This is a genomic window from Streptomyces sp. RLA012, from assembly GCF_056270325.1.
The window spans coordinates 5,620,839-5,643,161 of the sequence record NZ_JBWDPA010000002.1 but is presented as its reverse complement, the minus strand read 5'-3'; the positions used below and the strand labels follow the sequence as shown (position 1 = coordinate 5,643,161).

Here is a 22,323-nt window from a genome sequence, read left to right as displayed (position 1 = left end):
AACGTAGGGGGTTCGGGCCTCAAAGAGCAAGAGGGGCAAAGGGAGTTGGATATTAGTCAAAAGTCGGCGCGGCGTAAGTGGAGTTAATGGCATGCTTAATCCATGGCGGAGCGTGACGGCCCGGAGGTCATCGGGCGCAGGGTGCAGCAGCTGCGTACAGAACGCGGTCTGACACAGAAACAGTTGGCGGAACCGGCGTACACGCCCGCCTATATCTCGACTCTGGAGGCGGGGCGGGTACGCGCCTCGGAACCGGCCTTGCGGCACATCGCCGAGCGGCTCGGGGTGGCGTACGAGGAGATCGCGACGGGGCGCCCCGCGCACCTCGCCACCGGTCTGCGGCTGCGGCTCACCGACGCGCAGCGCACCCTCGCCACCGGCGAGGCCGAGGTCGCGGCGGAGCAGTACGCCACCCTCCTCGCGGAGGCGGACGCGCACGGGCTCGTCGCCGAACAGGCCGCCGCGCTGCTCGGGCTCGGCGAATGCGCCCTGGAGACCGGGGACCTGGAGACGGCGCGGGAGCGGTTCGAGGCCTCGGAGCAGCGCCTCGGGGACGCGCCCCTGCCCAACCGGGTCCCCGCCCTGCGCGGACGCGCGGTCTCCCACTACCTCGCCGGTGAACTCCGGTACGCCTGCTATCTGTTCGAGTCCACGCTCGACGAGCTCAACCGGACGGGCATGCACGACCCGGACGCCCTTCTCCTTCTCTACACGGGTGTCATCGCGCCGTACATGGACATGGGGGCGCATGCCCGCGCCGCCCAGGCCGCCGAATTCGCCCTCGCCCTCGCCCCGCAGGTGGGCGACCCGGCGCTCGTCGCCCGGATGCACCGCTCGGTGGCCCGCACGATGATCGCCGAGGGCCGGATCGCCGAGGCCGACGCGTCCCTCGCCAAGGCCTCCGAGCTCTACCGTCAGCTCCAGATCCGCACCGAGCTGGCCAACTGCCACTGGATGCGCGGCTACTTGTATGCCCAGAACGGTGAACTGGAGCGGGCCGAGAGCGAGTTGAGGGAGGCCCAGGCCATGCTCTCCGCCAAGCGGGCCGCCCTCTACACCAGCCAGGTCGCCGTGGAGCTCGCGGACGTACTGCACCGGCGCGGGAAGTCGGACGAGGCGGCGTCGCTGTTGCACGAGGTGCTGGGGGATCTCAGTCCCGAGCGGGGCGCCGTGCACTCGGCCGGCGCGCACCGGCTGCTCGGCATCATCGCCGAGGACGCCCGGGACACCGAGTCCGCCGAGGAGCACTATGTGCGGGCGCTGAGCCTTCTGGAGCGGGCGGGGGCGGCGGGGGACCTCGCCGATCTGTGCCGGTTGCTCGGGGATCTGCTGCGGCGGACGGGGCGGGTGGAGGCGGCCCTCGACGCGTACCGCACCGGGCTCGGCCACCGCACCGCCCCCGGCACCACCACCCTGGGCCCGGCCCCGGCCCAGCCCCCGCTCTGACCTCGCCGGCCACCGTCCCCGCGGCGGGCGGCCGGGGCGGAGCCCCGGATGCCCCGTCCGCCTGCGTGGACGAGCTCTACCCGGCCGGTACGGCGGCCGTGGCGGTCGGTTCCGGCCGCACGGTCGCCATGGACGGCTCGGACGCCACGGTCGCCATGGACGCCTCGGTCGCCACGGACGGCTCGGACGGCTCGGACGGTACGGGCGAGTCGACGATCCGACCGGACGAGGCCGAGGTGCCTCCGACACCACCCGGCAGGGCCGAGTCGGCGGCGACCGACGGCACCACGTCCGTGCCCGTGCTCGGGTCGACCGCCGAGCCCGCGATCTCGACCACCGCGCCCGGCATCAACTCCTCGTACAGCCACTGCGCGTCCGCGCGGCGCAGGCCGATCCAGCCGTTCGTGGCCTCGTAGTTCCCGGGGGCCTTCTCCTCGGCCGTGAGGGCTGCGATGAAGTTCGTCTTCCCGTCGTAGGCGCGGAGGCCGATCACATACAACATTTTCGTCACGTACTTGCCCTCCAGCGCGGACACCGCCTTGGCCTCCTCCTTCGTGACGACCGTCATCCGTCCCGTCGGCGTGGGGTAGCGGACGGTGCCGGAGGAGATCGGCAGCTCACGGCCCGCGACGGTCAGCACGCGCCGCGCCAGGTCGACGGTGGCGTCGGGCGCGGCGGGGGTGCTGGGCGGAGGGGTGGGCGCGGCGGTGGGGCTCGCGGCCGGGGAGGGGCGGGTCTCGTGGCCGCCGCCGACCAGGTTCAGGGTCACGACCAGGGCCAGGCCCGCGGCGGCGCAGGCACCGGTGACGGTCACGGCCGTACGGCGGCGGCGTCGGCGGCGTACGGCCCGCAGGCGGATCTCGGCGCCGGGCACCGGCGGGGGCGTCTCGGCACCCTGGGCCAACTCGCGCAGGTTCGAGGCGAGTTCATCGGACACGGTCGTCCTCCCTCTTCCCCTCGTCTGCCGGGCCCACGGTGTCCGCGGAGTTCCTGGAACCCGCGGAGTTCCTCGATCCCGCGGAGTTCGCGCCGCCCGCGGCGCCCGCGGACGGCTTTCCCCTGTCCGCGCTCTTCTTCCCCCCGTCGGGGGTCTCCCACTCGTCCGCCGTCGCCAGCGTCCGGGCCAGCGCCGCCCGGCCGCGGGACAGACGGGCCTTGACCGTGCCCACGGGAGCACCGGTTTCGGAGGCTACCTGCTCGACGCTGAGGTCGCACAGATGGTGCAGGACCAACGCCATCCGCTGCGCCTCGGGCAGCGTGCGCAGCGCGGCGACCAGCGCGGTGCGCTCGGGGTCGGGCCCCGGCGTGTGCTCGGGCGGCGGGGTGCGGCGTACGAGCTCCAGCCAGCGGCGCGCACGGCGCCAGCGGCTCACCGCGAGCCGCATCGCCACGGTCCGTATCCACGCCTCCGGCGCGCCCTCGGCGAGGAACTCCCGACGCCGGCCCCAGGCCCGTACGAACGCCTCCTGTACGACGTCCTGCGCCTCACCGTGGTCCCCGGTGAACGCGTAGAGCTGGCCGGTCAGCCGGGGGAACGCGGCGGCGTAGAACGCGTCGAACTCTTCCTCGGTCATGCCCCCCGTCTCTTCCTCGGTCATGCCCCCGCCGGTCATTCCGGAATTTCCGCTGCCCCGTGCAACCCGGTGGTCCGTGCCGTGCGTACAGGTCCCGTACGTCGCACATCGAAACACACCGCAGGGGGATCAGGATGACCAGCAGAGCCAGGAGCCGCCGCTTCGCGGCGAGTTGGGCGGCGGCCGCCGTGTGCGCGCTCGCGCTCGCGGGCTGTTCGAAGGGGGCGACGGAGAGCACGGGGATCAAGGCCGACACGGTGGCGAAGCCGGATACGGCGGCCGGCGACACACCGACACCGCGGCCGACCCGGGCCAAGCCCCTCGCTCAACTGCCCGGCGCACACATCAACATCGCCGACGGGCAGACCGTGGGCGTCGGCATGCCGATATCCGTCACCTTCGACCATGCGATACCGGCTGCCCAACGGGCCGAGGTGGAACGGCAGCTGAAGGTCGACACCGATGTCGAGGGCGCCTGGAGCTGGGTCAAGGACCGCAATCTGTCGGCGGGGCAGCGCGTGGACTTCCGGCCGCGCGCGTACTGGATCCCGGGCACGAAGGTCACCGTCCGCGCCGGGGCGGACATCACCCGGCACTTCACCGTCGGCCGCTCGCTCGTCGCCACGGTCGACGTACGCACCCACCGGATGAAGGTCGTCGAGGACGGGCGGACGCGGACCGTCCCGATCACCGCGGGCGCCCCGGGCATGGACACCTGGAACGGCACGATGGTCGTCTCCGACAAGGCGACCAAGGTCTTCATGAACTCGCGGACCGTCGGCTACGGCGACGCCTACGCGGGCTATTACTACTACGCCGTCCACCTCACCACCTCCGGGACGTATCTCCACCAGAACCCGAAGGCCAATACGTACGCGGGGTACCAGAACGTCACCCACGGGTGCGTCGGACTGGCGACGGACGGCACCGCCAAGAAGTTCTACGACGAGGTCATCCCCGGCGACGTTGTCACGGTCGTCGGCTCCAAGGACACGGTGGCCGTCGGCAACGGCTACGGCGACTGGAACGCGAGCTGGGCCCGGTGGCAGGCCGGCAGCGCGCTGAAGTGACGCGCGAGACATGACCGTTGGTGTCATCACCCCTGAAGGAGTTGTCCGTTCATGACCCGGATCACGACTGGGATGCAGAGGCCGGTGCCCGCACCCCGGAACCGCGGTTGCGCAGCGTGGAAGCTCCACGCCCAGCCGAAGTGAGCCCGCGGGCGGGGGAGCCGGGTGTTCAGGTCTCGACTCCCCCGCCCCGCCCCTCCCCCCCCACGCACCCCCCCACGCACCCGACACCGAGGGACCGCCGGCCGTGCCGCACACCTCCACCTCCGACGCCACCGCTTCCGGCGAGGCCACCGCCACCGCCTCCTCCGTCGTACCCGCCAAGGACGGCGCCTTCGCCGCGTACGCCACCACGGCCTGGCCCCGTCTGGTCCGCACCGCGCACCTGCTCACGGGCGACCTCCAGGAGGCCGAGGATCTCGTCCGGACCACGCTGGCCAGGGTCTGTGCCCGCTGGCGGCGCATCCCGCGCGACGACGTCGACTTCTACGTACGGCGCTCGCTGGTCAAGATCAACCTCGGCCGGACACGGAAGAGACGTGCCGTCCGCCTGCTGATGCCGTTCCTGCCCCGGCGGGTGCGGCAGCCCGAGCCGGGCCCCGCGAAGGCCGGCGAACGGCGGGCCGCGCTCGACCGGGCGCTGGCCACGCTGTCGGCACGGCGGCGGACCGTGATGGTGCTGAGCCACTGGGAGGGCCTGGGCGAGGCCGAGATCGCGCAGCTGCTCGGCTGCTCGGTCGGCACCGTCAAGGCGCACGCCCGGCGCGGCCTGGCGGCCCTGCGCGCCCACCCTTCCCTCGCTTCTGCCCTCGCTGCCTCCGCCGCCTCCTCTGCCGCCTCTTCTCCCACCTCCCCCACCCACCGGCACCCCGTCTCCGGAGCCCGTTCATGAATCGTCACCGCAAGTCCCCGCGCCCGTCGGTCGAGGCCGAGCGGCTGCGCGAGGTGTTCGGCGAGGCCGCCTACGACATCACTCCGTCGGCCGTACCGCTGACCGCCATCGAGCGCGCGGGCCGACTGCGCAAACGGCGCCGTACGGCCACGGTGGTCGGATCCGCGTGCGCGCTGCTGGTGCTGCCGGTGGCCGTGGTCGCGCTGCGCGAGGTCGTGGCCTCGGGATCGGCCGAGGGGGTGACGTCCCCCACGGGCCTGGACGGCTCCGCCGTGGCCAAGGGCACGGTGCGGGTCGTCACCCCCGGGGAGCGGGTCGAGGTGCGGTCCGGCATCAAGATCTGGCTCACCGAGGACGGCGGTCACTGGATCTCGCCCAGCACCGTCGGGTCGCTGTTCGTCAGCGTCAAGAACGGCAAGGTCGACCTGAGCGAGCCCGGCGTCTCCGTCCAGCAGGAGGGGGCCGACGACCGCGCGTACTTCCTCTCCGGCATCTACCACGGCAACGCCGACGCGGCCCGGGTCGAGATCGAAACCGCCGCGGCCAAAGTGACGGGCACGGTGCTCACCCTCGCGGGCAGCCCGCACTGGGGGGTCTGGTACGCGATGGTCGGCGACACGGACGCCGCCGGGGCCCGCGTACCCGCCGCCATCGCGAAGAGAGTCACCGTGTACGACGCGGCGGCCAAGGTGATCGCGAGCACGGGGGCGGCGCGATGAGGGGCGGGAGCAGCAGCCGTGGCCATGGCGGTGGCAGTGGCGGTGGCCATGGTGGTGGTGGTGGCGGCGGTCGGGCCATGGCCATGGTCCGGGGCGCCCGGGCGGGCCTGCGCCGCCGTCTCGTCAAGCGCCGTATCCGTATCCGCCGCACCCGCGGCCGCCGGCTGCGCCGCACGCTCATCGTGCTGCTCACCCTCCTCGCGAACCTCGTGGGCGCGGCCGTGGTGGCGTACCACCTGACGAAGATCCCCGAGCCGCACCCGGAGACGGCCATGCAGAGCACGGTCTTCGTCGACGACCACGGCGACTACCTGGGCCGGCGCGGCCCCGTGGACCGGCAGGAGATACCCCTCTCGCAGGTCCCCCGGCATGTGCAGGAGGCGGTGATCGCGGCGGAGAACCGCTCCTTCCGCACGGACACGGGCATCTCGCCGAAGGCGATCGCCCGGGCGACCTGGGCGACGGTGAGCGGGGGCGACCGGCAGGGCGGTTCCACGATCACCCAGCAGTACGTGAAGAACGCCCTGCTCAGCCCGGAGCAGTCGCTGTCCCGCAAGGCGCGCGAGGCGCTGATCTCGATCAAACTGGACCGCACCCGTTCGAAGGACGAGATCCTGCAGGGCTATCTCAACACGGTGTACTTCGGCCGGGGCGCGGCCGGCATCCAGTCCGCCGCGCGGAACTACTTCGGCGTCGACGCCAAGGACCTCACGGTGAGCCAGGGCGCGGCGCTCGCGTCCATCATCAACATCCCCTCGTACTACGAGAAGGCGGGCTCGGACCCGAAGGTGACGGCGAAGCTGGTGGACCGCTGGGAATGGGCGCTGGACGCGATGGCGGACAGCGGCGCGATCACGTCCGCGCAGCGCGCCGCGGCCCGTTTCCCCGCGTTCCGCTTCTATCCGCCGGGCGACACGGACGGCCAGCGCCAGTACCTCATCGACGCGGCCGCCTCGGAGGCCGCCGACCGGCTCGGCATCACCGAGGACCAGCTCGCCCGCGGCGGTTACACGGTCCGTACGACCTTCGACCTGACGGCGCAGGACGCGGCGGCGGAACTGGCCGCGGACGGCACCGAGGAAGAGAAGTCGGGGAAATCCGGGAAAACGGCGGAGAAGACCGACGGAAAGACACCTGACGACAAGCAAACGGTCGACAAGGAAACCGAGGACCAGACCGGGGCCGAACCGACCGGGTCCGAGCCGGACGGCGATGTCCAGGTCCACACGGCCGTGGTCGCCGTGGTTCCCGGTGACGGCGCGGTCCGCGTCCTGTACGGCGGCGCCGACTACGCCCGCCAGCCCTTCAACGACGCGCTGCACGGAGCGGTCGAGGCCGGGACGGCGCTCCAGCCCTTCTCCGGCCTGAGGCTGGCATCTCCCCTCAGCGCGCTTGCCCGCACCGCGGCCCCCACCCCGCTCCAGCTGGCCTCCGCGTACGCCACGGTGGCGGCGTACGGCGTCTACGCGAAGCCGTACACGGTTGCGAAGATCACCCGTGCGGACCACACCCTCTACGAGGCCCACCCGCGTACCCGTACGGCCATGCCGCGCGCCGGCGCGGAGACGATCGCCAAGTACATGCACAGCCGGCTGGACAGTCCGTTGGCCGGCTACACCGGCGCCGCGGGCCTGCGTACGCTCTGGCGGACGAGTTACGACGATCACCTCGCCCTCACCGTCGCCCTCTTCGCGGAACACCCGGCCAAGGGCAAAAAACCGGCTCTCCCCGCGCCCCTCCCGTACACGGCCCAGAGCAGTTCTCTCTCCCTGTCCCAGGGCGTCTGGTCCAAGATCACCGGCGCCGCCGAAGGCCACGATCCGGCGGCGGAACGAAAACTGGGGCTCCCAACCGGCCAAACAAAGCCCATACTGGCTACACGATGACGAAACCCTCCGCGCCCCGGCGCCACCTGCCCACCAGCCCCTTCGCTGCCCCGGTCGTCCCCGTGGCCAAGGAATTCAGCCTCGGAGACCGCGTCTCCCACGACCAGTTCGGTCTGGGCACGATCATCGGCGTCGAAGAGGGCATCGCCATGCTCGTCGACTTCGGCTCCCGCCAGGCCCGCATCCTCAGTCCCTACACCCGGATGGACCGGCTCTGACGCACGTCAGAAGCACGCACTTCACGAACGGCCCGTTCCACTAGCCGCTCGCCACTCCCCGGCAGAGGCTGGACGCATGACCGTCCCGGCGCGTGATGACCTTCCTTTCGACGATCTCACGGACTTCGAGAACGCCGATCGGGGGTTCATCGCGGCGTTGGAGCCGAGCCTGGTCCGCGATGCCGAAGGGCGGACCGTCTACGACGGGGACGCGTACGCGTTTCTGGAGGGCGACTGTCCGGCGACCGCCCATCCCAGTCTGTGGCGGCAGTCGCGGCTGTGCGCGCGACAGGGGCTGTACGAGGTCACCGAGGGCGTGTACCAGGTACGCGGGCTCGACCTCTCGAACATGACCCTCGTCGAGGGCAAACGCGGTGTGATCGTGATCGACCCGCTGATCTCGGCGGAGTGCGCCTCGGCCGCCCTCGCGCTGTACCGCGAGCACCGGGGGCCGCGGCCCGTGACCGGGCTCGTCTACACCCACTCGCACGTCGACCACTTCGGCGGCGCCCGCGGAGTGCTGCCGCACGGGAGCGAGAGCGGGCAGCCGGTGCTGGCGCCCGAGGGATTCCTGGAGCACGCGGTCAGCGAGAACGTCTTCGCCGGCAACGCGATGCTGCGGCGGTCCGCGTTCATGTACGGCTCCCGGCTGCCCAGGGCGCCGCGCGGGCAGATCGGCACCGGGCTCGGCACCATCACCTCCAGCGGCACCGTCACGCTCATCGCCCCGACCGTGGACATCACCCGGACCGGGCAGGAGGAGACCGTCGACGGCGTACGGTTCGTCTTCCAGCTCACGCCCGGCACCGAGGCGCCCGCCGAGATGAACTTCCTGCTCCCCGAGCAGCGCGCCCTGTGCGTGGCCGAGAACGCCAGCCACACCCTGCACAACGTGCTCACCCTGCGCGGCGCCCCGGTCCGCGACGCGCGCATCTGGGCCCGCTACCTCGACGAGACGATCGATGTCTTCGGGGACGCCTACGACGTCGCCTTCGCCTCCCACCACTGGCCGACCTGGGGGCGGGCCCACGTGGTCCGGTTCCTCGGCGAACAGCGCGACCTGTACGCCTACCTGCACGACCAGACCCTGCGCCTGCTCAACAACGGCCTGACCGGCCCCGAGATCGCCGAGGAACTGCTGCTGCCCCCGGCGCTCGAAAGGTCCTGGCACGCGCGCGGCTACTACGGCTCCGTGAGCCACAACGTCAAGGCCGTCTACCAGCGGTACATGGGCTGGTACGACGGCAACCCCGCCCATCTCTGGGAACATCCGCCCGTCGCACTCGCCGAGCGGTACGTGGAGCTGGCGGGCGGGCCCACGGAAACCCTGGTCAAGGCCCGTGCGTACATCGACGCCGGCGACCTCCGCTTCGCCGCCACCCTCCTCAACCACCTGGTCTTCGCCGACCCGTCGAACACCGCCGCCAAGGACACCCTCGCGGGCGTCTACGAACGGCTCGGACACGGCGCCGAGAACGGCACCTGGCGCAACTCCTACCTCACGGCCTCCCTGGAGCTGCGCGCGGGCACGGCCGACATCGAGTTCGACACCACGAGCACCGAAGTGACGTCCGCGCTCACCGTGAGCATGCTCCTCGACTCGCTCGCCGTGCGCATCCACGGCCCCCACGCCTGGAACGAACACCTCACCCTCGACCTCGTCGTCATCGACGAACAGCGCCGCCACCGCGTCAACCTCCACCACGGCGCCCTCACCCACCGCGGCATGCCGATCCACCACACCCCCAAGCCCCACGCGGACCTGACCCTGACCCTCACCCGGCCGGAACTGCTCGGGGTACTGGAGGGCAAGGGCCTCGCGGGCATCGAGTCCGACGGCGACACCGCCGTCCTGACCCGGCTGCTCTCGTACGTCTCCGAGCCCGACAAGGCCTTCCCGGTCGTCATGCCGTAGCCCGTACGCCTCCGGCCGCAGTCCTCGCTCCCCGCTCCTCGCCAGCGGCGCTCGTACGGATTCCCCGGCTGCTTCACCTTCGTCACCGAGGCCGCGTCCAGCACCGGCGGCCACGCCGCGTCCGAGCCTGCCCTTGGGGTGCCAGGTGCCGGTGACGGTGACCCAGGTGTCGTTCACGGGGCGTCGGCGCCACGGATCTCGATCTTGTACGTACTGGCGTCGGCCGCACAGCACGTGATGAGGAGCCGCGCCAGATACCAGGTGCCGTTGTCGCCCCGATCGACGAAGCCCGTCATCCGGACCGTACGGCCCTTCAGCGAACTGCCGCTGTCGTAGACGGCCCGGGAGGTGAACTGGCCGAGCGTGAGGTCCACGGGGCCGGCGGCGGGCAGCGCCGGGAAGGTGCCGACCCCCTGCGCGGCCCGCTGCGCCGCCTCCCGCCCTCGCGCGATGGCTGTCCGGCTCCGAAGACTAGCCATATGCGCTGCGCGGGCCCTGTGCGTTCAGTTGCCTTGGGCGGTGTCGGGGCCTTCCGTGTCCTCGGTGTCTTCGGTGGGGGTCTCGGCAGGGGCTTCGGTCGGGGTTTCGGTCGGGCTTTCGGCGGGGCTCTCGGAAGTCGGGCTGTCGGAGGTCGGGCTGTCGGTGGGGGGCCGGCCCGCGAGGACGTCCTGGAGGCGTTGGGTGCCGAGTTGGACGGCCAGCTGGGTGGACTCCGCCGCCGCCCCGCCGAGGCCTCCGTTGGTGAGGGAGACGGCCCGGTCGCCGACCCGCACGGCGGCGAAGTCCAGCGTCAGCGTGGACACCTTGGCGTTGCCGTCGTCACCGGCGGCGGTCCGACCGCTGATCGTCATCCGCAGACCCTCACGCGCGTCGCCCACCCCGGGCAGCGCCGCCGGTACGACCGTCACGTTCTGCAGCCCGCCCCGCGCATCGGTGGACGTGAACTGCGCGCACTTCGCGGGCAGCGTCCGCAGCCACGCCAGCTTGGCGTCCACGTCCTCCGCAGCGGCGTACGCGGCGACCTGGTACCGCAGTTGCGCCGCGTTGTCGCTCTCGTCGAGGCCCACGACGGCCCGGGGCCCCTTCGGTTCCCCCAGCAGATCCTCGGCGTACAGGCCGTCGAGCAGCCGCTGACAGTCCGGCACCGCCGTCCTTCCCTTGAGGAGCCCGTCCCGCCAGGTCGCCCCGCCCTGCGTCGCGGACCACCGGTCACCCAGCTCGGCCTTGCCGATCAGCGCGGCGGAGGCCTGGGCGTCCGTGAGTGACGGGGTCACGGAGGCGACGGGGGACTCCTGGACCGCGGGGGAGGCGGCGGACGTGACGGATGCGGGCGATGCGGGCGATGCGGGCGATGCGGGCGATGCGGGAGACGCGGAGGACGTGGGGATCCGCGCGGTCACGCTCCCGCCGACCCCGTGGAACGAGCACGCGGCCGCCGACACCAGGACGCCCGCGGACATGGTGAGGATGCGGAGCCGGGACGGACGTTTCATGGCGGAGGCCTCCTGGGGCGTACGCGATGGTGTTCTCCTACGCCACCACCGGGCCCGGCGGGCCACCAGCGCACCGGGCCGTCCGAGTGAGCGGCCGGGCTCCGTGCCGTCAGGGGGATCTGCCAGAGTGGGAGAGGTGCACGTGCCCCAGGGAACTCCCGCCGACCCCACCGACCGTTTCGAGGACGACGACTACCCCGCGTACACGATGGGTCGCGCCGCCGAGATGATCGGGGCCACCCCCGCGTTCCTGCGTGCCGTGGGCGAGGCCGGGCTGGTCACCCCGCTGCGGTCGGAGGGCGGCCACCGCCGCTACTCCCGCGCACAACTGCGTGTCGCCGCCCGCGCCCGCGACCTGGTCGACCAGGGCACCCCCGTCGAGGCCGCCTGCCGCATCGTCGAGCTGGAGGACGACCTCGCCGAGGCCCTCCGCCTCAACGCCCGACTCCGCCCCACCCCGTCTCACCCACCGCGTGACGCGTGACCCCACGTCCTCGCCCTCGCCCTTGCCCACGCCCTTGCCCAGGCCCGCCTCCACGGTCCGCGCCGGCCGCGATCGACGGCCCGGGGCCGAATATCTGTCGCGGCCGCGACAGAAAATGGTTCGGCCGGATGGGCGTTTTCTTATTCCCCGGGGTGGGGTGAGATAGTGCGCGCCCCTCGGCGGCCATGGCGTGCTAGTGTCGATATCAGTTGCAGTTGTGGTTCCCAAAGTCTTGGAGCGTTCTTTCCGGTCCGTACCGGTCGGTCGCTTCTGAATTGTCCGGTGCTTTTATCCGGATGGGGCAATCATTGCGGCGACGCGGACCCGCACAGTGTGGGTCCTCGAGCTTTGCCCCGAAGGAGATTTGATATGGCTACTGGCACCGTGAAGTGGTTCAACGCGGAAAAGGGCTTCGGCTTCATCGAGCAGGACGGCGGCGGCGCCGACGTCTTCGCCCACTACTCGAACATCGCCACCCAGGGCTTCCGTGAGCTCCAGGAAGGCCAGAAGGTGACGTTCGACGTCACGCAGGGCCAGAAGGGCCCCCAGGCGGAGAACATCGTCCCCGCCTAGTCCGGGACCCGCTGACGCCTGACTTCCGAGTCGGCTGACGCTTACAGGTGGCCGGGACCTGCACCATGAGGTGTGGGCCCCGGCCGCCTGCTTTTTTTGTTCTGTCCGGTTCGGTCCTGGCAGGGTCCAGTCCCCGTCTCAGTCCCCTTCCCCGTTCCCGTTCCGGATTGAATTTCTGGCGAATTCTCTGTCCGCCGTGCCCTTTTTCCGGTTCGCCGTGCCCACTTTCCGGCCCCCGGAAACTTCATCCCGCGGAGACACCATGCGTTGTGTGATCGCCCGTTTCCCCTTCGACCTCATCAAGAGCGAGGTCGAGCACTCGATGGCGGGCGTCCAGCCCGAGCCCGTCACCAGTGCGTCCGTGGTCATCGGCCCGCACGCCTATCCCGTCAAACAGGTCGGGGAGGTCATCACCAAGCAGGACCGCCGCGACTTCACCGAGTTCGAGGTCGCCCGCGCCCTCACCCGACTGGGCTTCGTCTGCAACCCGGTCGCCACCCCGGCCCGCACCGCCGTCCCCAACTGGGCCGAACTGGCCTAGCGCCATGGCCGTAACACCAATGGCGTAGCACCAATCCCGTAGCACCATCCCGTAGTGCCCATGCCGCAGCGCCATGACTGAACCACCCGCCGGTCGTGCACGACCGCGGGGAGCAGTCCCTCAGCCCCTGGTCCACGGTGTGCCCGGGACGCCTGTGCCCACATGCTCCGCCACGAAGTCCACCGTCGCGTACTGGCCCGGTGACAGGCGGGCCGTGATGCGGCGGAGGTTGCCGTCGGTGTCGATCCAGTAGGTGAGCGGGGAGGCGTCGGAGGCGGTCGCGGAGGCGCTCGGTCGGGGGCCCGGGCCGACGAAGACGCCGTAACCGTGGCCGCCGAGGCGTTCGTCGCGCAGCCACAGGGGGCCCGAACGGGCGAGGAGCCGGGCGTCGTCGGGGCGGTCGGCGGCCACGGACAGGACCATGCGCAGCGCTCGGTCCAGTGGGGCGCCGGAGTACGGGCGGCGGGTCCACTGGTCGCGCTTCAGGGTGCGGGCCTTGCGGGCGGCCTGGGCGGCGGTCGTCACGATGTCCGGGGCGGGCGGTCGAGCCGTCGTACGGCCGGGCTCGGCACCGGGCGCCGGGGCCGGTGGACGAGCGATGGCGATGCCTTCCGGATCCCAGGCGAGCAGGCCCTGTAGGGTCCGCGCGTCGTCCACCACTTCGTACGCTCCCACGGCCCGGCGCACATGATGGTCGACCACCGCGTGCACCGTGACCGTCCCCTGTCCCGTGCTCGCCACGGGCAGCCGCACCGTGACCTCGGAGGGGCTGGCCTCGTACGTCCGGAAGCGGGCCAGCGCCATGCGCTGGGCCTCGTCCGCGGAGACCGGGCGCGGGGCCGGGTCCCCGCCGCCGGAGAGCAGGAGCAGGAGGGCGGTCAGGGCGGCCGCCACCGCCGTCGTGGCGGCGACGGCCGCGACCCGGACCTTCGTGGGACGCAGAACGTGTGTGGGGCGCGTGGGGCGAGAGAAGCGCATGAGACGTCTCTACACGCGGGCGGGCCTCCTGCCGGACGACTCAGGCGGACGGCCCTCCCCGCGTCACCCTCCCGGGTGAGGTGGGTGAGGTGTGAGGCGGGTGCGGTGGTCAGCGGGTGACGGCGGCAAGGGGAGTCATGCCGCTGCTAGACGGCCAGTATCGCGCGGACCGTTTTGCCGCCGATGCCGGTGTTGACGACCTCCAGGCGGTGGGCCAGTTGCTGGACCATCGCGAGGCCACGGCCGCTCTCCGCGTCGGTGTCCACCAGTCCGACCCGGGGCCGGCCCGGACTGTCGTCGTGGACCTCGACGGTCACTTCGCCGCCGTGCCCGAGCTGCAGCCGCAGTCGGCAGCCAGTGTGGCCGTGCCGGACGGCGTTGGCGACGAGTTCCGACGCGATGAGCGTGGCGTCATCGACCTGGTCGGCGGTCGGCGCAGCCGTCCGCGGACGCGGCCGGGTCAGGAACGCCGAAGTCAACCGACGGGCTCTGCCCGCCGAAACGGCCGCGCGTGGCAATGTGTACTCCACGCGGGCGGTCTGCCGGACGGCGCGCTGCTGCGCACGCATGACACCTCACTTCCCCTCCCAGGACAACCAGTTCCCGGCGGCCGGCCCCCCGCCGGCCGGGACCCACGCGAAACGGTGCGTGGCCGGTCCTGCCCCCGGGTGATGCCCGCCCCCGGCGATCGGCAACCGGGGGCGGAGGTCACAAACCCGCCAAGGCTTTACAACGGCCTCATGGGTGACAAGTGCCGGAGTCAGGATCGGAGTCGGAGTCGGAGTCCGGGTCGGAGTCAGGTTCGGGGGCGGGGGCTGCGGCGGCACCCGGAGGTGGGCCGGCGAGCCGGAAGTCCTCGTAGTCGAAGCCGGGGGCCACGACGCAGGTGACCAGCACCTCCTGGCCGGTGCTCGGGCGGGCGGACTGCCAGCTGCCGCCGGGCACGAGGAGCTGCGGCCGTTCGCCGTCCTCGACGGCGGGGCCCAGGCGGACGACCGTCGGCCGAGGATCCGGCGCGTCGCCGTCGCCGCCGAGGAGGAGGTCGAGGGGGCCGCCGCGGTGCCACAGCCACAGTTCGTCGGAGCGCACCGTGTGCCAGGCGGAGGTTTCTCCGGGGGCGAGCAGGAAGTAGATGGCGGTGGCGGTGGCGCGGGGTCCCGGGTAGCCGTCGGGGTGGAAGGACTGCGCCGCCTTCCATGTCTCCACGAACCAGCCACCTTCCGGGTGCCGTTGCATGCCGAGCACCGAGGCGAGCTCGGGCCTCGGCGCCGGTGTCTCCGGGTCGGTGCTTTCGTTCACTCGCCGTCCTCTCGGTTTCACTCGCCGCCCTCCTGATTTCACTTGCCGTATCCCCTGCCGAAAGTTGTCCGACAAACTCCCATGCTTCACACGAGTCTGAAAGGGTGTGGGGATGGCGACCCTTTACAGAAGAATGCTCGGTCTGCTTCCCCGGATAGGAGTGCAGACTCTTGATCTCGGTTCGGGTGCGGCGGTGCTCTACCGGCGCGGCAAGCGCACCCGCGTGCCCGTGGGGCGCACCGCCGATCTGATCGCCCGCGGCAGTGGAGAGTACGCGGTCACGCCGGTGGGCGCGGAGGCGAAGGCGGACATGTGGATCGTCGCCAGGGAGCCTTCGTCGCCGGGTGACGTCTGGGGCAGTGTCGCCTTCGGTGAGTCCGGTGGGCGTCTGCTGGTCGACGAGACGGCGTCGGCGGCCGACGAACGCCGCTTCCAGCTCGCCGCCGCCGAGTACCTGTGTACCCAGCATGTGACCGCCCTCCTGGCGAAGTACCAGGTGAACTGTGTCTTCGACGTGGGCGCCAACGCGGGCCAGTACGGCAGGCGGCTGCGCAAGCTCGGCTACACCGGCCGGATCGTCTCCTTCGAACCCACCGCGGACGCCTTCGCGAAGCTGGAGCGTGCCGCGAAGAAGGACGACGACTGGATGGTCTTCAACGTCGGGCTCGGCCGTGCGGACTCCGCCCAGTCCATCCACGTGGGCTGGAACACCATGAACTCCCTGCTCCCGCCCAGCGACTACGGCAAGGACCGCTATCTGCGGTTCGCGAAGACCAATACCGAGGAGATCGAGATCCGCCGTCTCGACGGCATGATGCAGAAGGCGCTCGACGGGATCGCCGACCCGCGGCCGTACCTGAAGATGGACACCCAGGGCTACGACCTGGAGGTCTTCGCGGGTGCGGGGGAGCGGATCGCGGAATTCGTGGGTATGCAGTCGGAGGTCGCGGCGCTGCGGCTCTACGAGGGCAGCCCCCGGATGAACGAGGCGATCGCCACGTACGAGGGGAGCGGGTTCGAGATCTCGGGCATGTACCCGGTGACGCGGGAGGCGAGTACCGCGCGGGTGGTCGAGTTCGACTGCGTGATGGTCCGCGCGGACGCCGTACCCGAGGAGGATTAGCCCGGATTAGCCCGGATTGGCCCCTCTCTCTGGTCAGGTCCCTCGCGTCATGCCGGGTAGGCGTGCGTCTGGGCGGCCTTCACCGTCGCCCAGACGGGGGCCCCGGGACGCAGGTCGAGTTCGGCGGCGGCGACGGTCGTCAGGTCGGCGGCGAGCGGGAGTTCGCCGCCGAGGTCCGCGCGGATCTGGTCGCCGTGGCTCTCCAGGCCCGCGACCTCGCAGCGCCACAGGTTGCGCGCGCTGGAACCGGTCGGGCGGTCGCGGTACAGGGTGACGGCGCCGGGCGGGAACGCCACGAAGACGGGACCGGTCAGGTTCTCGGTCGTGGTGATCTCCGGGCCCGCGTCCAGCCGCACGGTGTGGCCCTCGGCCGTGCCCCGGTAGAGGTTGAGGCCGACCAGCTGGGCGATGTAGTCCGTGCGGGGGTGGCGGGCGATGTCCGCCGGTGTCCCCTCCTGGACCATCCGGCCGTGCTCGACCACGACCAGCCGGTCGGCGAGCACCATCGCGTCCAGCGGGTCGTGTGTCACGAGTACGGCGACGGCCTCGAAGTCGCTGAGATGGCGCCGGAGTCGGGAGCGGACGTCGAGGCGGGTGCGGGCGTCGAGCGCGGCGAGCGGTTCGTCCAGCAGGAGCAGCCGGGGGTGGGTGGCCAGCGCGCGGGCGAGGGCGACGCGCTGCGCCTGTCCGCCGGACAGCCGGCGTGGCTTCGCTCCCGCGTGCTCGGCCAGCCCCATCCGGTCCAGCCAGGCGGCGGCCTGCGCGCGTGCCGCCGCCTTGGGAAGGCCCTGGCAGCGGGGCCCGAACGCCACGTTGTCCAGGGCGCTCAGGTGCGGGAAGAGCAGGTAGTCCTGGAAGACGACGCCGACCGGGCGGCCCTCGGGCGGGGTGCGCTCCAGGTTCGCGCCGTCCAGCCGGAGCCGACCGCCCTCCGACAGCGGGGTGAGCCCCGCCAGCGCCCGCAGCGCGGTGGTCTTGCCCGCCCCGTTCGGCCCGAGCAGCGCGACGACCTCGCCGGGGGCGACGATCAGACTGACATCGAGCTGAAACGCACCCCGCCGGACAACCAGCCGAGCGTCCAGCCCCTCGCCGGAACCCGGCCTGCCGCCCCGGGCCGGGCTCTTGTCGGTGGTCGGACCTTTGCCGGACGCCAGGCCGTTACCGGCGGCAGCCCGCGGGTCGGCGGCAGCCATTGCGTCGGCGGCAGGCCGTGCGTCGGCGGCGGGCCGCTCGTCCGAGACGGAGCTCTGGTTCGAGGCCGGGCTCTGGTTCGCAGGGGGCGTGGTGTCCGTCATGTCGTCGCCGTCATCCAGCGGTCCCGTAGGCCTGCCAGGACTGCGATGGACACCGCCAGCAGCACCAGGCTCAGGGCGATCGCCGCGGCCGGGTCGCTCTGGAGGGCCAGGTAGACGGCGAGCGGCATGGTCTGGGTGCGGCCGGGGAAGTTCCCCGCGAAGGTGATCGTCGCGCCGAATTCGCCCAGCGCCCGCGCCCACGCCAGTACGGAACCGGCCGCGATCCCGGGCGCGATCAACGGCAGGGTGACCCGGCGGAACGCGGTGAACCGGGAGGCGCCGAGCGTCGCGGCGGCCTCCTCGTAGCGCGGATCGGCCGCCCGCAGGGTGCCCTCCACGCTGATGACCAGGAACGGCATCGCCACGAACGCCTCCGCGACCACCACCCCCGCCGTGGTGAACGGCAGGGTGATCCCGAACCACGAGTCCAGCCACTGCCCGACGACGCCGTTGCGCCCGAGCGCGAGCAGCAGTGCCACGCCGCCCACCACGGGGGGCAGTACGAGGGGCAGGGTCACCAGGGCCCGGACGAGGCCCCGGCCGGGGAAGTCGGTACGGGCCAGGAGCCAGGCCAGCGGCACCCCCAGGACCAGACTCACCCCGGTCGCCGCCGTCGCGGAGAGCAGGGACAGCTGGAGCGCCTGCCAGACGGCCGTACTGGTCAGCTGGTCCGGCAGGCTCCGCCAGGGAGTCCGGACGAGCAGGGCGATCAGGGGCAGGAGGAGGAAGGCCAGGCCGAGCAGGGCGGGGAGGAGAAGGGCGAGCGGGACGCCGGTGCGCGGCCCGCCGGTCCGGACGCGCCGACGCCGCGGCCCACCACTGAGGGTGTCGGCCACGGCGTCGGACACGTCCGGCTCGATGGTCACGGCAGCAGGAATCCCGCCGCGGTCAGTACCTTCTGCCCCTCGGCGGACTGCACGAGCGCGATGAACGCCTTCGCGGCCTCCGCGTTGGGCGCGTCCTTGAGCAGGGCGATCGGGTATTCGTTGATGGCCTGCGCCGACTCGGGGAACTCCACGCCCTCCACCTTGTCACCCGCCGCCTTCACATCGGTCTTGTAGACGACGGCGGCGTCGGCCTCCTTCAGCTCCACCTTCGTCAGGGCGCTCTTGACGTCCTGCTCGTACGAGACCGGGGTGAGCTTCAGCTTGCTCGCGTCCAGCGCCTTCTGCGCGGCGGCGCCGCACGGCACCGTCTTGTCGCAGAGTACGACCTTGAGGCCGGACTTGGTGAGGTCCTTCAGGGAGGCGACCTTGTCGGGGTTGCCGGGCAGGGTCGCGATCTCCAGCTGGTTGCGCACGAAGGTCGCGGGCGTGCTCGCGGCGTCCTTCTTGTCCGTCACGATCGCCATCGTCTTGGGGCTGGCCGCGGCGAACACATCGGCCGGGGCGCCCCCGGTGATGCCGGCGGCGAGCGTGTCGCTGCCGCCGAAGTTGAAGGTGACCTTCGTGCCCGGGTGGGCCGTCTCGAAGTCCTTGCCCAGGGTCGTGAAGCTCTCCTTGAGCGAGGCGGCGGCGAACACGGTCACCGTCCCGGAGAGCTTCGGCGACGAGGAGGCCGAAGTGTCCGACTTCGGGGAGGAGTCGGAGCTGGAGTCGGAGTCGGAGGACGAGCAGGCGCTCAGGGCGAGCAGCGCGGCGGCACCGACGCCCGCCACGCGCAGAGTGCGGGTCCGGGTCCGGCGCGCGGATCGGGTCATCACGGGTCTACTCCCTCGGAAGCCTCAGGCATGCTGACGCCGATCATACTTCCGCAGATGCGACCCGGAAGTCTCCTGTGGCATCGCATGAGCTGCACGATCGTTGCATGGATGTACGCATGTGCGTTTGTACGGGGGCGCTGTCCGGGTAGCGTCATTCGGGAGGTGGTGCCCAGTGAGCCCGTCCCGCGGCCGGTCCCTGACCGAGCAGCCCGCTCACTCGCTCGCGTCCGTCGCGCTGACCGGAGACCTCGCCCGCCCGGCCCGGCTGACCGTGCCCGACCTGCTGGCCTGGCCCCAGCACCGGGTGCGGGTCAGCTTCGAGTGCGCCACCAGCGGCGTACAGCACCACCGCTTCGAGGGACCCCTGCTGCACGACGTGCTGCACGACGCCGGACCCGGTTTCGACCCCGTCCGCCGCAAGGACCGGCTGCGCTTTCTCATCGCGGTGACCGGGGCGGACGGCCATCACGCCCTGCTCACCTGGGCCGAGATCGACCCGGACTTCGCGCACGCCCCGGTCCTCCTCGCGGTCGGCATCGACGACACCCCGCTGGACCGCGCGGGCCCCCAGCTCGTGCTGCCCCAGGACCGCTGCGGCGCCCGGCACATCAGCGGCATCAACGCGATACGGCTGGACGGGCGTTACCCGTCATGGACGCGACCGCCAAGAGAGTGATGGACAGCGTGATGGACGTGGTGCGCACGCGTCTGCGAGCCTGACCCGCCGAGGGGAGGCCGCGGATGCTGCTGCGTCAGCTGGAGTACCTGGTCGCGCTGGCCCGGGAGCGGCACTTCGCCCGCGCGGCGGCCGCCTGCTTCGTCTCGCAGCCCTCGCTGTCCGCCGCGATCCGCCGCCTCGAACACGAGCTGGACGTGCCGATCGTGCGCCGGGGCAGACGGTACGAGGGGCTGACCCCCGAGGGGGAGGTGGTACTCGCCTGGGCGCACCGCATCCTCGCCGAGCGCGACGCCCTGCACCAGGAGCTGTCGGCGCTGCGCGGCGGTCTGACCGGCACCCTGCGGCTGGGTGTCGTCCCGACCGCGCTGCCCGCCGCCTCCCTCCTGACCACCCCGTTCTGCGACCGCCACCCGGGGGCCCGGGTCGCCATGGAGTCCCTGTCGTCCGCCGAGATCACCCACGGGCTCACCGAGTTCGAGCTCGACGCGGCGATGACGTATCTCGACGACGACGAGCTCCGTCACGTACGACGCTTCCCGCTCTACGAGGAGCGGTATGTGCTCCTCACCCCGGTGACCGGTCCGCTCGGCGCGGCGACGACCGCCCGCTGGGCGCACGCGGCGGCCCTGCCCCTGTGTCTGCTGAGTCCCCGGATGCGCAACCGGCGGATCATCGACGAGTGCTTCGCGGCGGACGGCGCGCGGGCGACCCCGGCGATCGAGTCGGACAGCGTCGCCGGGTTGTACGCGCATCTGCCGGGCGGCCGCTGGTCCAGCGTGATCTCGCATGCCTGGCTGCACATGTTCGGGGTGCCGGAGGGGATGCGGGTGGTGCCGCTGCGGGGGCCCGCGCACGGGCCGCGGGTGGGGCTGGTCGTGGCACGGGACGATCCCCCGTCCGTCCTGGCGGAGGCGCTGTTGGCCGTGGCCCGGGAGGCGGGGGTACGGGACGCGCTGGACGCCCTGCTCAACACCTACCTGGGCGGCGGGAGATGAGGGAGCCCGGTGATAGCCGCCGGCTATCCCGGCATAGCGAGGTTCGCTTTGACCGGCGCGTTCGGTCCCGAGGATGGTGAAAGCACCTTTCCGCCGACGGAATTGGCGGAATTGGCGGAACTGACGGGATTGACGGTCAACGGGATTGACCGTCGACGGAGTTGAGGAGAGCCGCGTCATGGCCAAGGTGCTCTGCGTGCTGTACGACGACCCGACCGACGGATACCCGACGACGTACGCCCGCGACGATCTCCCCGCCCGCTCGGACCCGCTCAGACCCGGTCGATGTGCACGTTCGTCGACTTCACGCGGGCGGTGGCCTCCATGCCGACCTCCAGGCCGAGTTCCTCGACCGCCTCCCTGGTCAGCAGGGAGACCAGCCGGTGCGGTCCGGCCTGGATCTCCACCTGGGCCGCCACATCGCCCAGCTTGACGGCGGTGACGATGCCCGGGAACGCGTTGCGCACGGAGGTGTAGGAGGCGTCCTCCTCACCGCTGCCCCCCTTGGCGAGATCGACCGAGAAGGCCGCGAGATCCCGTCCGTCGACGACGCGCCGCCCGCCGTCGTCCCGGTGCGTGGCGATCCGCCCGGCGTCCGCCCACCGCCGTGCGGTGTCCGGGCTCACGCCGAGCAGCCGGGCCGCCTGACCGATGGTGTAAGACTGCATGCGCGCCAAGATAGGCGCGAAATCCTTGCATATGCAAGCAAGCGCTGTGAAGGGTGCGTCGTCGTACGCGGCACTGCGCAGCCCTGGGCGGCCGTACGTCGCTACAGGTCACCCTTGACGTACGAACGGGCCGCCGCCATGACGTCCTTATGTCTGTCCTCGGCTATGGCCTGCAGCGGTGAGTCGTCCTCCAGCTGCGGATTCATACCGATCATCCAGGCGCGAGCCGTGTGACAGTTCTCCCGCAGCTCGATGATCTGGAACACCTGGTAGGCCGCCCGCAGGCGCAGCTCGGAGTCGATTCTCGGGCTGTTCTGGGAACTGGCCCACTTGCCGACCTGCTTCGGGTCCTCGATACCGGCGATGAACGCGGTGAGCTTCTGGCCGAAGTTGTCCTGGAGGAAGCGCGCGATGTCGGCGACCGACTTCTGGACCGTATGGGCGTGGGCGGTCGTCTCGGTGACGGTGTCGGCGGCGCTCTTGGTGACCGTCTTGGCTGCGGGCTCTCGCAGTGGCTGCATGATTTCCTCGCTTCCTGACGGTCACGAATGGGGTAAGGCGCGGGGTAACACGAGGGGTGACAGACAGAGTGTCAACATGGCTTCTCCTCAGTTGTGTTGAGGGAAGTCTACCCTTCAGAGGGTCTCCCACTCCACCATTTTCCCCCCTTGAATCCCCGGTGCAATCCCACCCTGTGAGGGACCTGAGGCGTGTGACCTGGGGTTTTCTCCGGCGCCGCTGGTGGACGTCGAACGGAGCTCCGCCCGTTCGGG

At 71.5% G+C, this 22,323-nt stretch carries 24 protein-coding genes and 1 pseudogene; 13 read left to right on the top strand and 12 right to left on the bottom strand.

Translation table 11 applies throughout. From position 1 onward, the window contains the following. Positions 1–102: 102 nt before the first annotated feature. On the top strand, positions 103–1,446 hold the full coding sequence (locus RV986_RS25790) for a helix-turn-helix domain-containing protein (protein ID WP_475919668.1): 1,344 nt from the start codon (positions 103–105) through the stop codon (positions 1,444–1,446). 76 nt (positions 1,447–1,522) lie between these two features. Here the strand turns inward: RV986_RS25790 and RV986_RS25785 are convergent, their stop codons facing one another. After that, on the bottom strand, positions 1,523–2,383 hold the full coding sequence (locus tag RV986_RS25785; protein ID WP_475919667.1) for a L,D-transpeptidase: 861 nt from the start codon (positions 2,381–2,383) through the stop codon (positions 1,523–1,525). A gap of 142 nt (positions 2,384–2,525) precedes the next feature. Further along, positions 2,526–3,020, bottom strand: a pseudogene (locus RV986_RS25780) (SigE family RNA polymerase sigma factor); the annotation flags it as partial. 134 nt (positions 3,021–3,154) lie between these two features. On the opposite strand from RV986_RS25780, the gene RV986_RS25775 reads away from it, so the two are divergent. The 6 genes from RV986_RS25775 to RV986_RS25750 all read left to right on the top strand — a co-directional run bounded on the left by RV986_RS25775 (position 3,155) and on the right by RV986_RS25750 (position 9,720). Then, positions 3,155–4,090, top strand: a complete 936-nt coding sequence (locus tag RV986_RS25775) for a L,D-transpeptidase (protein WP_475919666.1) — start codon at positions 3,155–3,157, stop codon at positions 4,088–4,090. Positions 4,091–4,337: 247 nt separating this feature from the next. Then, complete coding sequence (locus RV986_RS25770; RefSeq protein WP_475919665.1) at positions 4,338–4,982, top strand: SigE family RNA polymerase sigma factor; 645 nt, start codon at positions 4,338–4,340, stop codon at positions 4,980–4,982. Continuing rightward, the gene (locus RV986_RS25765) at positions 4,979–5,701 is read left to right on the top strand and encodes a hypothetical protein (protein WP_475919664.1); all 723 of its coding nucleotides are present in this window, start codon (positions 4,979–4,981) and stop codon (positions 5,699–5,701) included. The genes RV986_RS25770 and RV986_RS25765 overlap by 4 nt, the downstream gene beginning before the upstream one ends. A gap of 83 nt (positions 5,702–5,784) precedes the next feature. After that, a complete protein-coding gene (locus RV986_RS25760) occupies positions 5,785–7,587 on the top strand; it encodes a transglycosylase domain-containing protein (protein WP_475924427.1) in 1,803 nt (600 codons plus the stop codon). Continuing rightward, positions 7,584–7,805 (top strand): hypothetical protein, encoded by a 222-nt coding sequence (locus tag RV986_RS25755; RefSeq protein ID WP_101399314.1) that lies wholly within the window; start codon positions 7,584–7,586, stop codon positions 7,803–7,805. Before RV986_RS25760 ends, RV986_RS25755 begins: the two co-directional genes overlap by 4 nt. A gap of 76 nt (positions 7,806–7,881) precedes the next feature. Further along, positions 7,882–9,720, top strand: a complete 1,839-nt coding sequence (locus RV986_RS25750; RefSeq protein ID WP_475919663.1) for an alkyl/aryl-sulfatase — start codon at positions 7,882–7,884, stop codon at positions 9,718–9,720. A 173-nt stretch (positions 9,721–9,893) separates the two neighbouring features. Here RV986_RS25750 and RV986_RS25745 read toward each other — a convergent pair whose 3' ends face one another. After that, positions 9,894–10,199 (bottom strand): TIGR03943 family putative permease subunit, encoded by a 306-nt coding sequence (locus tag RV986_RS25745; RefSeq protein WP_475919662.1) that lies wholly within the window; start codon positions 10,197–10,199, stop codon positions 9,894–9,896. Positions 10,200–10,223: 24 nt separating this feature from the next. Beyond that, positions 10,224–11,213: a hypothetical protein gene (locus RV986_RS25740; RefSeq protein ID WP_475919661.1), complete on the bottom strand. Its 990-nt coding sequence runs from the start codon at positions 11,211–11,213 to the stop codon at positions 10,224–10,226. A 142-nt stretch (positions 11,214–11,355) separates the two neighbouring features. Here RV986_RS25740 and RV986_RS25735 point away from each other — a divergent pair, with 142 nt between their 5' ends. From RV986_RS25735 to RV986_RS25725, 3 genes are all read left to right on the top strand, one after another. Continuing rightward, a complete protein-coding gene (locus RV986_RS25735; RefSeq protein WP_475919660.1) occupies positions 11,356–11,697 on the top strand; it encodes a MerR family transcriptional regulator in 342 nt (113 codons plus the stop codon). Positions 11,698–12,066: 369 nt separating this feature from the next. After that, positions 12,067–12,270 carry a cold-shock protein gene (locus RV986_RS25730; RefSeq protein WP_010986199.1) on the top strand — a complete coding sequence of 68 codons (204 nt, stop codon included), beginning with the start codon at positions 12,067–12,069 and terminating at the stop codon, positions 12,268–12,270. A 262-nt stretch (positions 12,271–12,532) separates the two neighbouring features. After that, positions 12,533–12,811, top strand: a complete 279-nt coding sequence (locus RV986_RS25725) for an SCO5918 family protein (RefSeq protein ID WP_475919659.1) — start codon at positions 12,533–12,535, stop codon at positions 12,809–12,811. Positions 12,812–12,931: 120 nt separating this feature from the next. Here the strand turns inward: RV986_RS25725 and RV986_RS25720 are convergent, their stop codons facing one another. From RV986_RS25720 to RV986_RS25710, 3 genes are all read right to left on the bottom strand, one after another. Continuing rightward, positions 12,932–13,789, bottom strand: coding sequence for a hypothetical protein (locus RV986_RS25720; RefSeq protein ID WP_475919658.1), 858 nt, complete (start codon positions 13,787–13,789; stop codon positions 12,932–12,934). Between the two features lie 146 nt (positions 13,790–13,935). After that, the gene (locus RV986_RS25715; protein ID WP_475919657.1) at positions 13,936–14,358 is read right to left on the bottom strand and encodes an ATP-binding protein; all 423 of its coding nucleotides are present in this window, start codon (positions 14,356–14,358) and stop codon (positions 13,936–13,938) included. A gap of 169 nt (positions 14,359–14,527) precedes the next feature. Then, positions 14,528–15,088, bottom strand: coding sequence for a cupin domain-containing protein (locus tag RV986_RS25710; RefSeq protein ID WP_475919656.1), 561 nt, complete (start codon positions 15,086–15,088; stop codon positions 14,528–14,530). Positions 15,089–15,200: 112 nt separating this feature from the next. On the opposite strand from RV986_RS25710, the gene RV986_RS25705 reads away from it, so the two are divergent. Next, complete coding sequence (locus RV986_RS25705) at positions 15,201–16,211, top strand: FkbM family methyltransferase (RefSeq protein ID WP_475919655.1); 1,011 nt, start codon at positions 15,201–15,203, stop codon at positions 16,209–16,211. Between the two features lie 47 nt (positions 16,212–16,258). Here RV986_RS25705 and RV986_RS25700 read toward each other — a convergent pair whose 3' ends face one another. The 3 genes from RV986_RS25700 to modA are packed head-to-tail and all read right to left on the bottom strand — an operon-like array spanning position 16,259 to position 19,205. Then, on the bottom strand, positions 16,259–17,506 hold the full coding sequence (locus RV986_RS25700) for an ABC transporter ATP-binding protein (protein ID WP_475919654.1): 1,248 nt from the start codon (positions 17,504–17,506) through the stop codon (positions 16,259–16,261). Next, positions 17,503–18,372 (bottom strand): molybdate ABC transporter permease subunit, encoded by an 870-nt coding sequence (gene modB / locus RV986_RS25695; protein WP_475919653.1) that lies wholly within the window; start codon positions 18,370–18,372, stop codon positions 17,503–17,505. Before modB ends, RV986_RS25700 begins: the two co-directional genes overlap by 4 nt. Further along, on the bottom strand, positions 18,369–19,205 hold the full coding sequence (modA, locus tag RV986_RS25690; RefSeq protein WP_475919652.1) for a molybdate ABC transporter substrate-binding protein: 837 nt from the start codon (positions 19,203–19,205) through the stop codon (positions 18,369–18,371). The genes modB and modA overlap by 4 nt, the downstream gene beginning before the upstream one ends. 175 nt (positions 19,206–19,380) lie before the next feature. Between modA and RV986_RS25685 the strand changes: the two genes are divergently transcribed. Next, a complete protein-coding gene (locus RV986_RS25685; protein WP_475919651.1) occupies positions 19,381–19,884 on the top strand; it encodes a molybdopterin-dependent oxidoreductase in 504 nt (167 codons plus the stop codon). A 65-nt stretch (positions 19,885–19,949) separates the two neighbouring features. After that, a complete protein-coding gene (locus RV986_RS25680) occupies positions 19,950–20,882 on the top strand; it encodes a LysR family transcriptional regulator (protein ID WP_475919650.1) in 933 nt (310 codons plus the stop codon). A gap of 272 nt (positions 20,883–21,154) precedes the next feature. Here RV986_RS25680 and RV986_RS25675 read toward each other — a convergent pair whose 3' ends face one another. Then, positions 21,155–21,550, bottom strand: coding sequence for a TOBE domain-containing protein (locus RV986_RS25675; protein ID WP_475919649.1), 396 nt, complete (start codon positions 21,548–21,550; stop codon positions 21,155–21,157). 101 nt (positions 21,551–21,651) lie between these two features. Beyond that, positions 21,652–22,071 (bottom strand): XRE family transcriptional regulator, encoded by a 420-nt coding sequence (locus RV986_RS25670; protein WP_475919648.1) that lies wholly within the window; start codon positions 22,069–22,071, stop codon positions 21,652–21,654. Between the last annotated feature and the right edge of the window lie 252 nt (positions 22,072–22,323).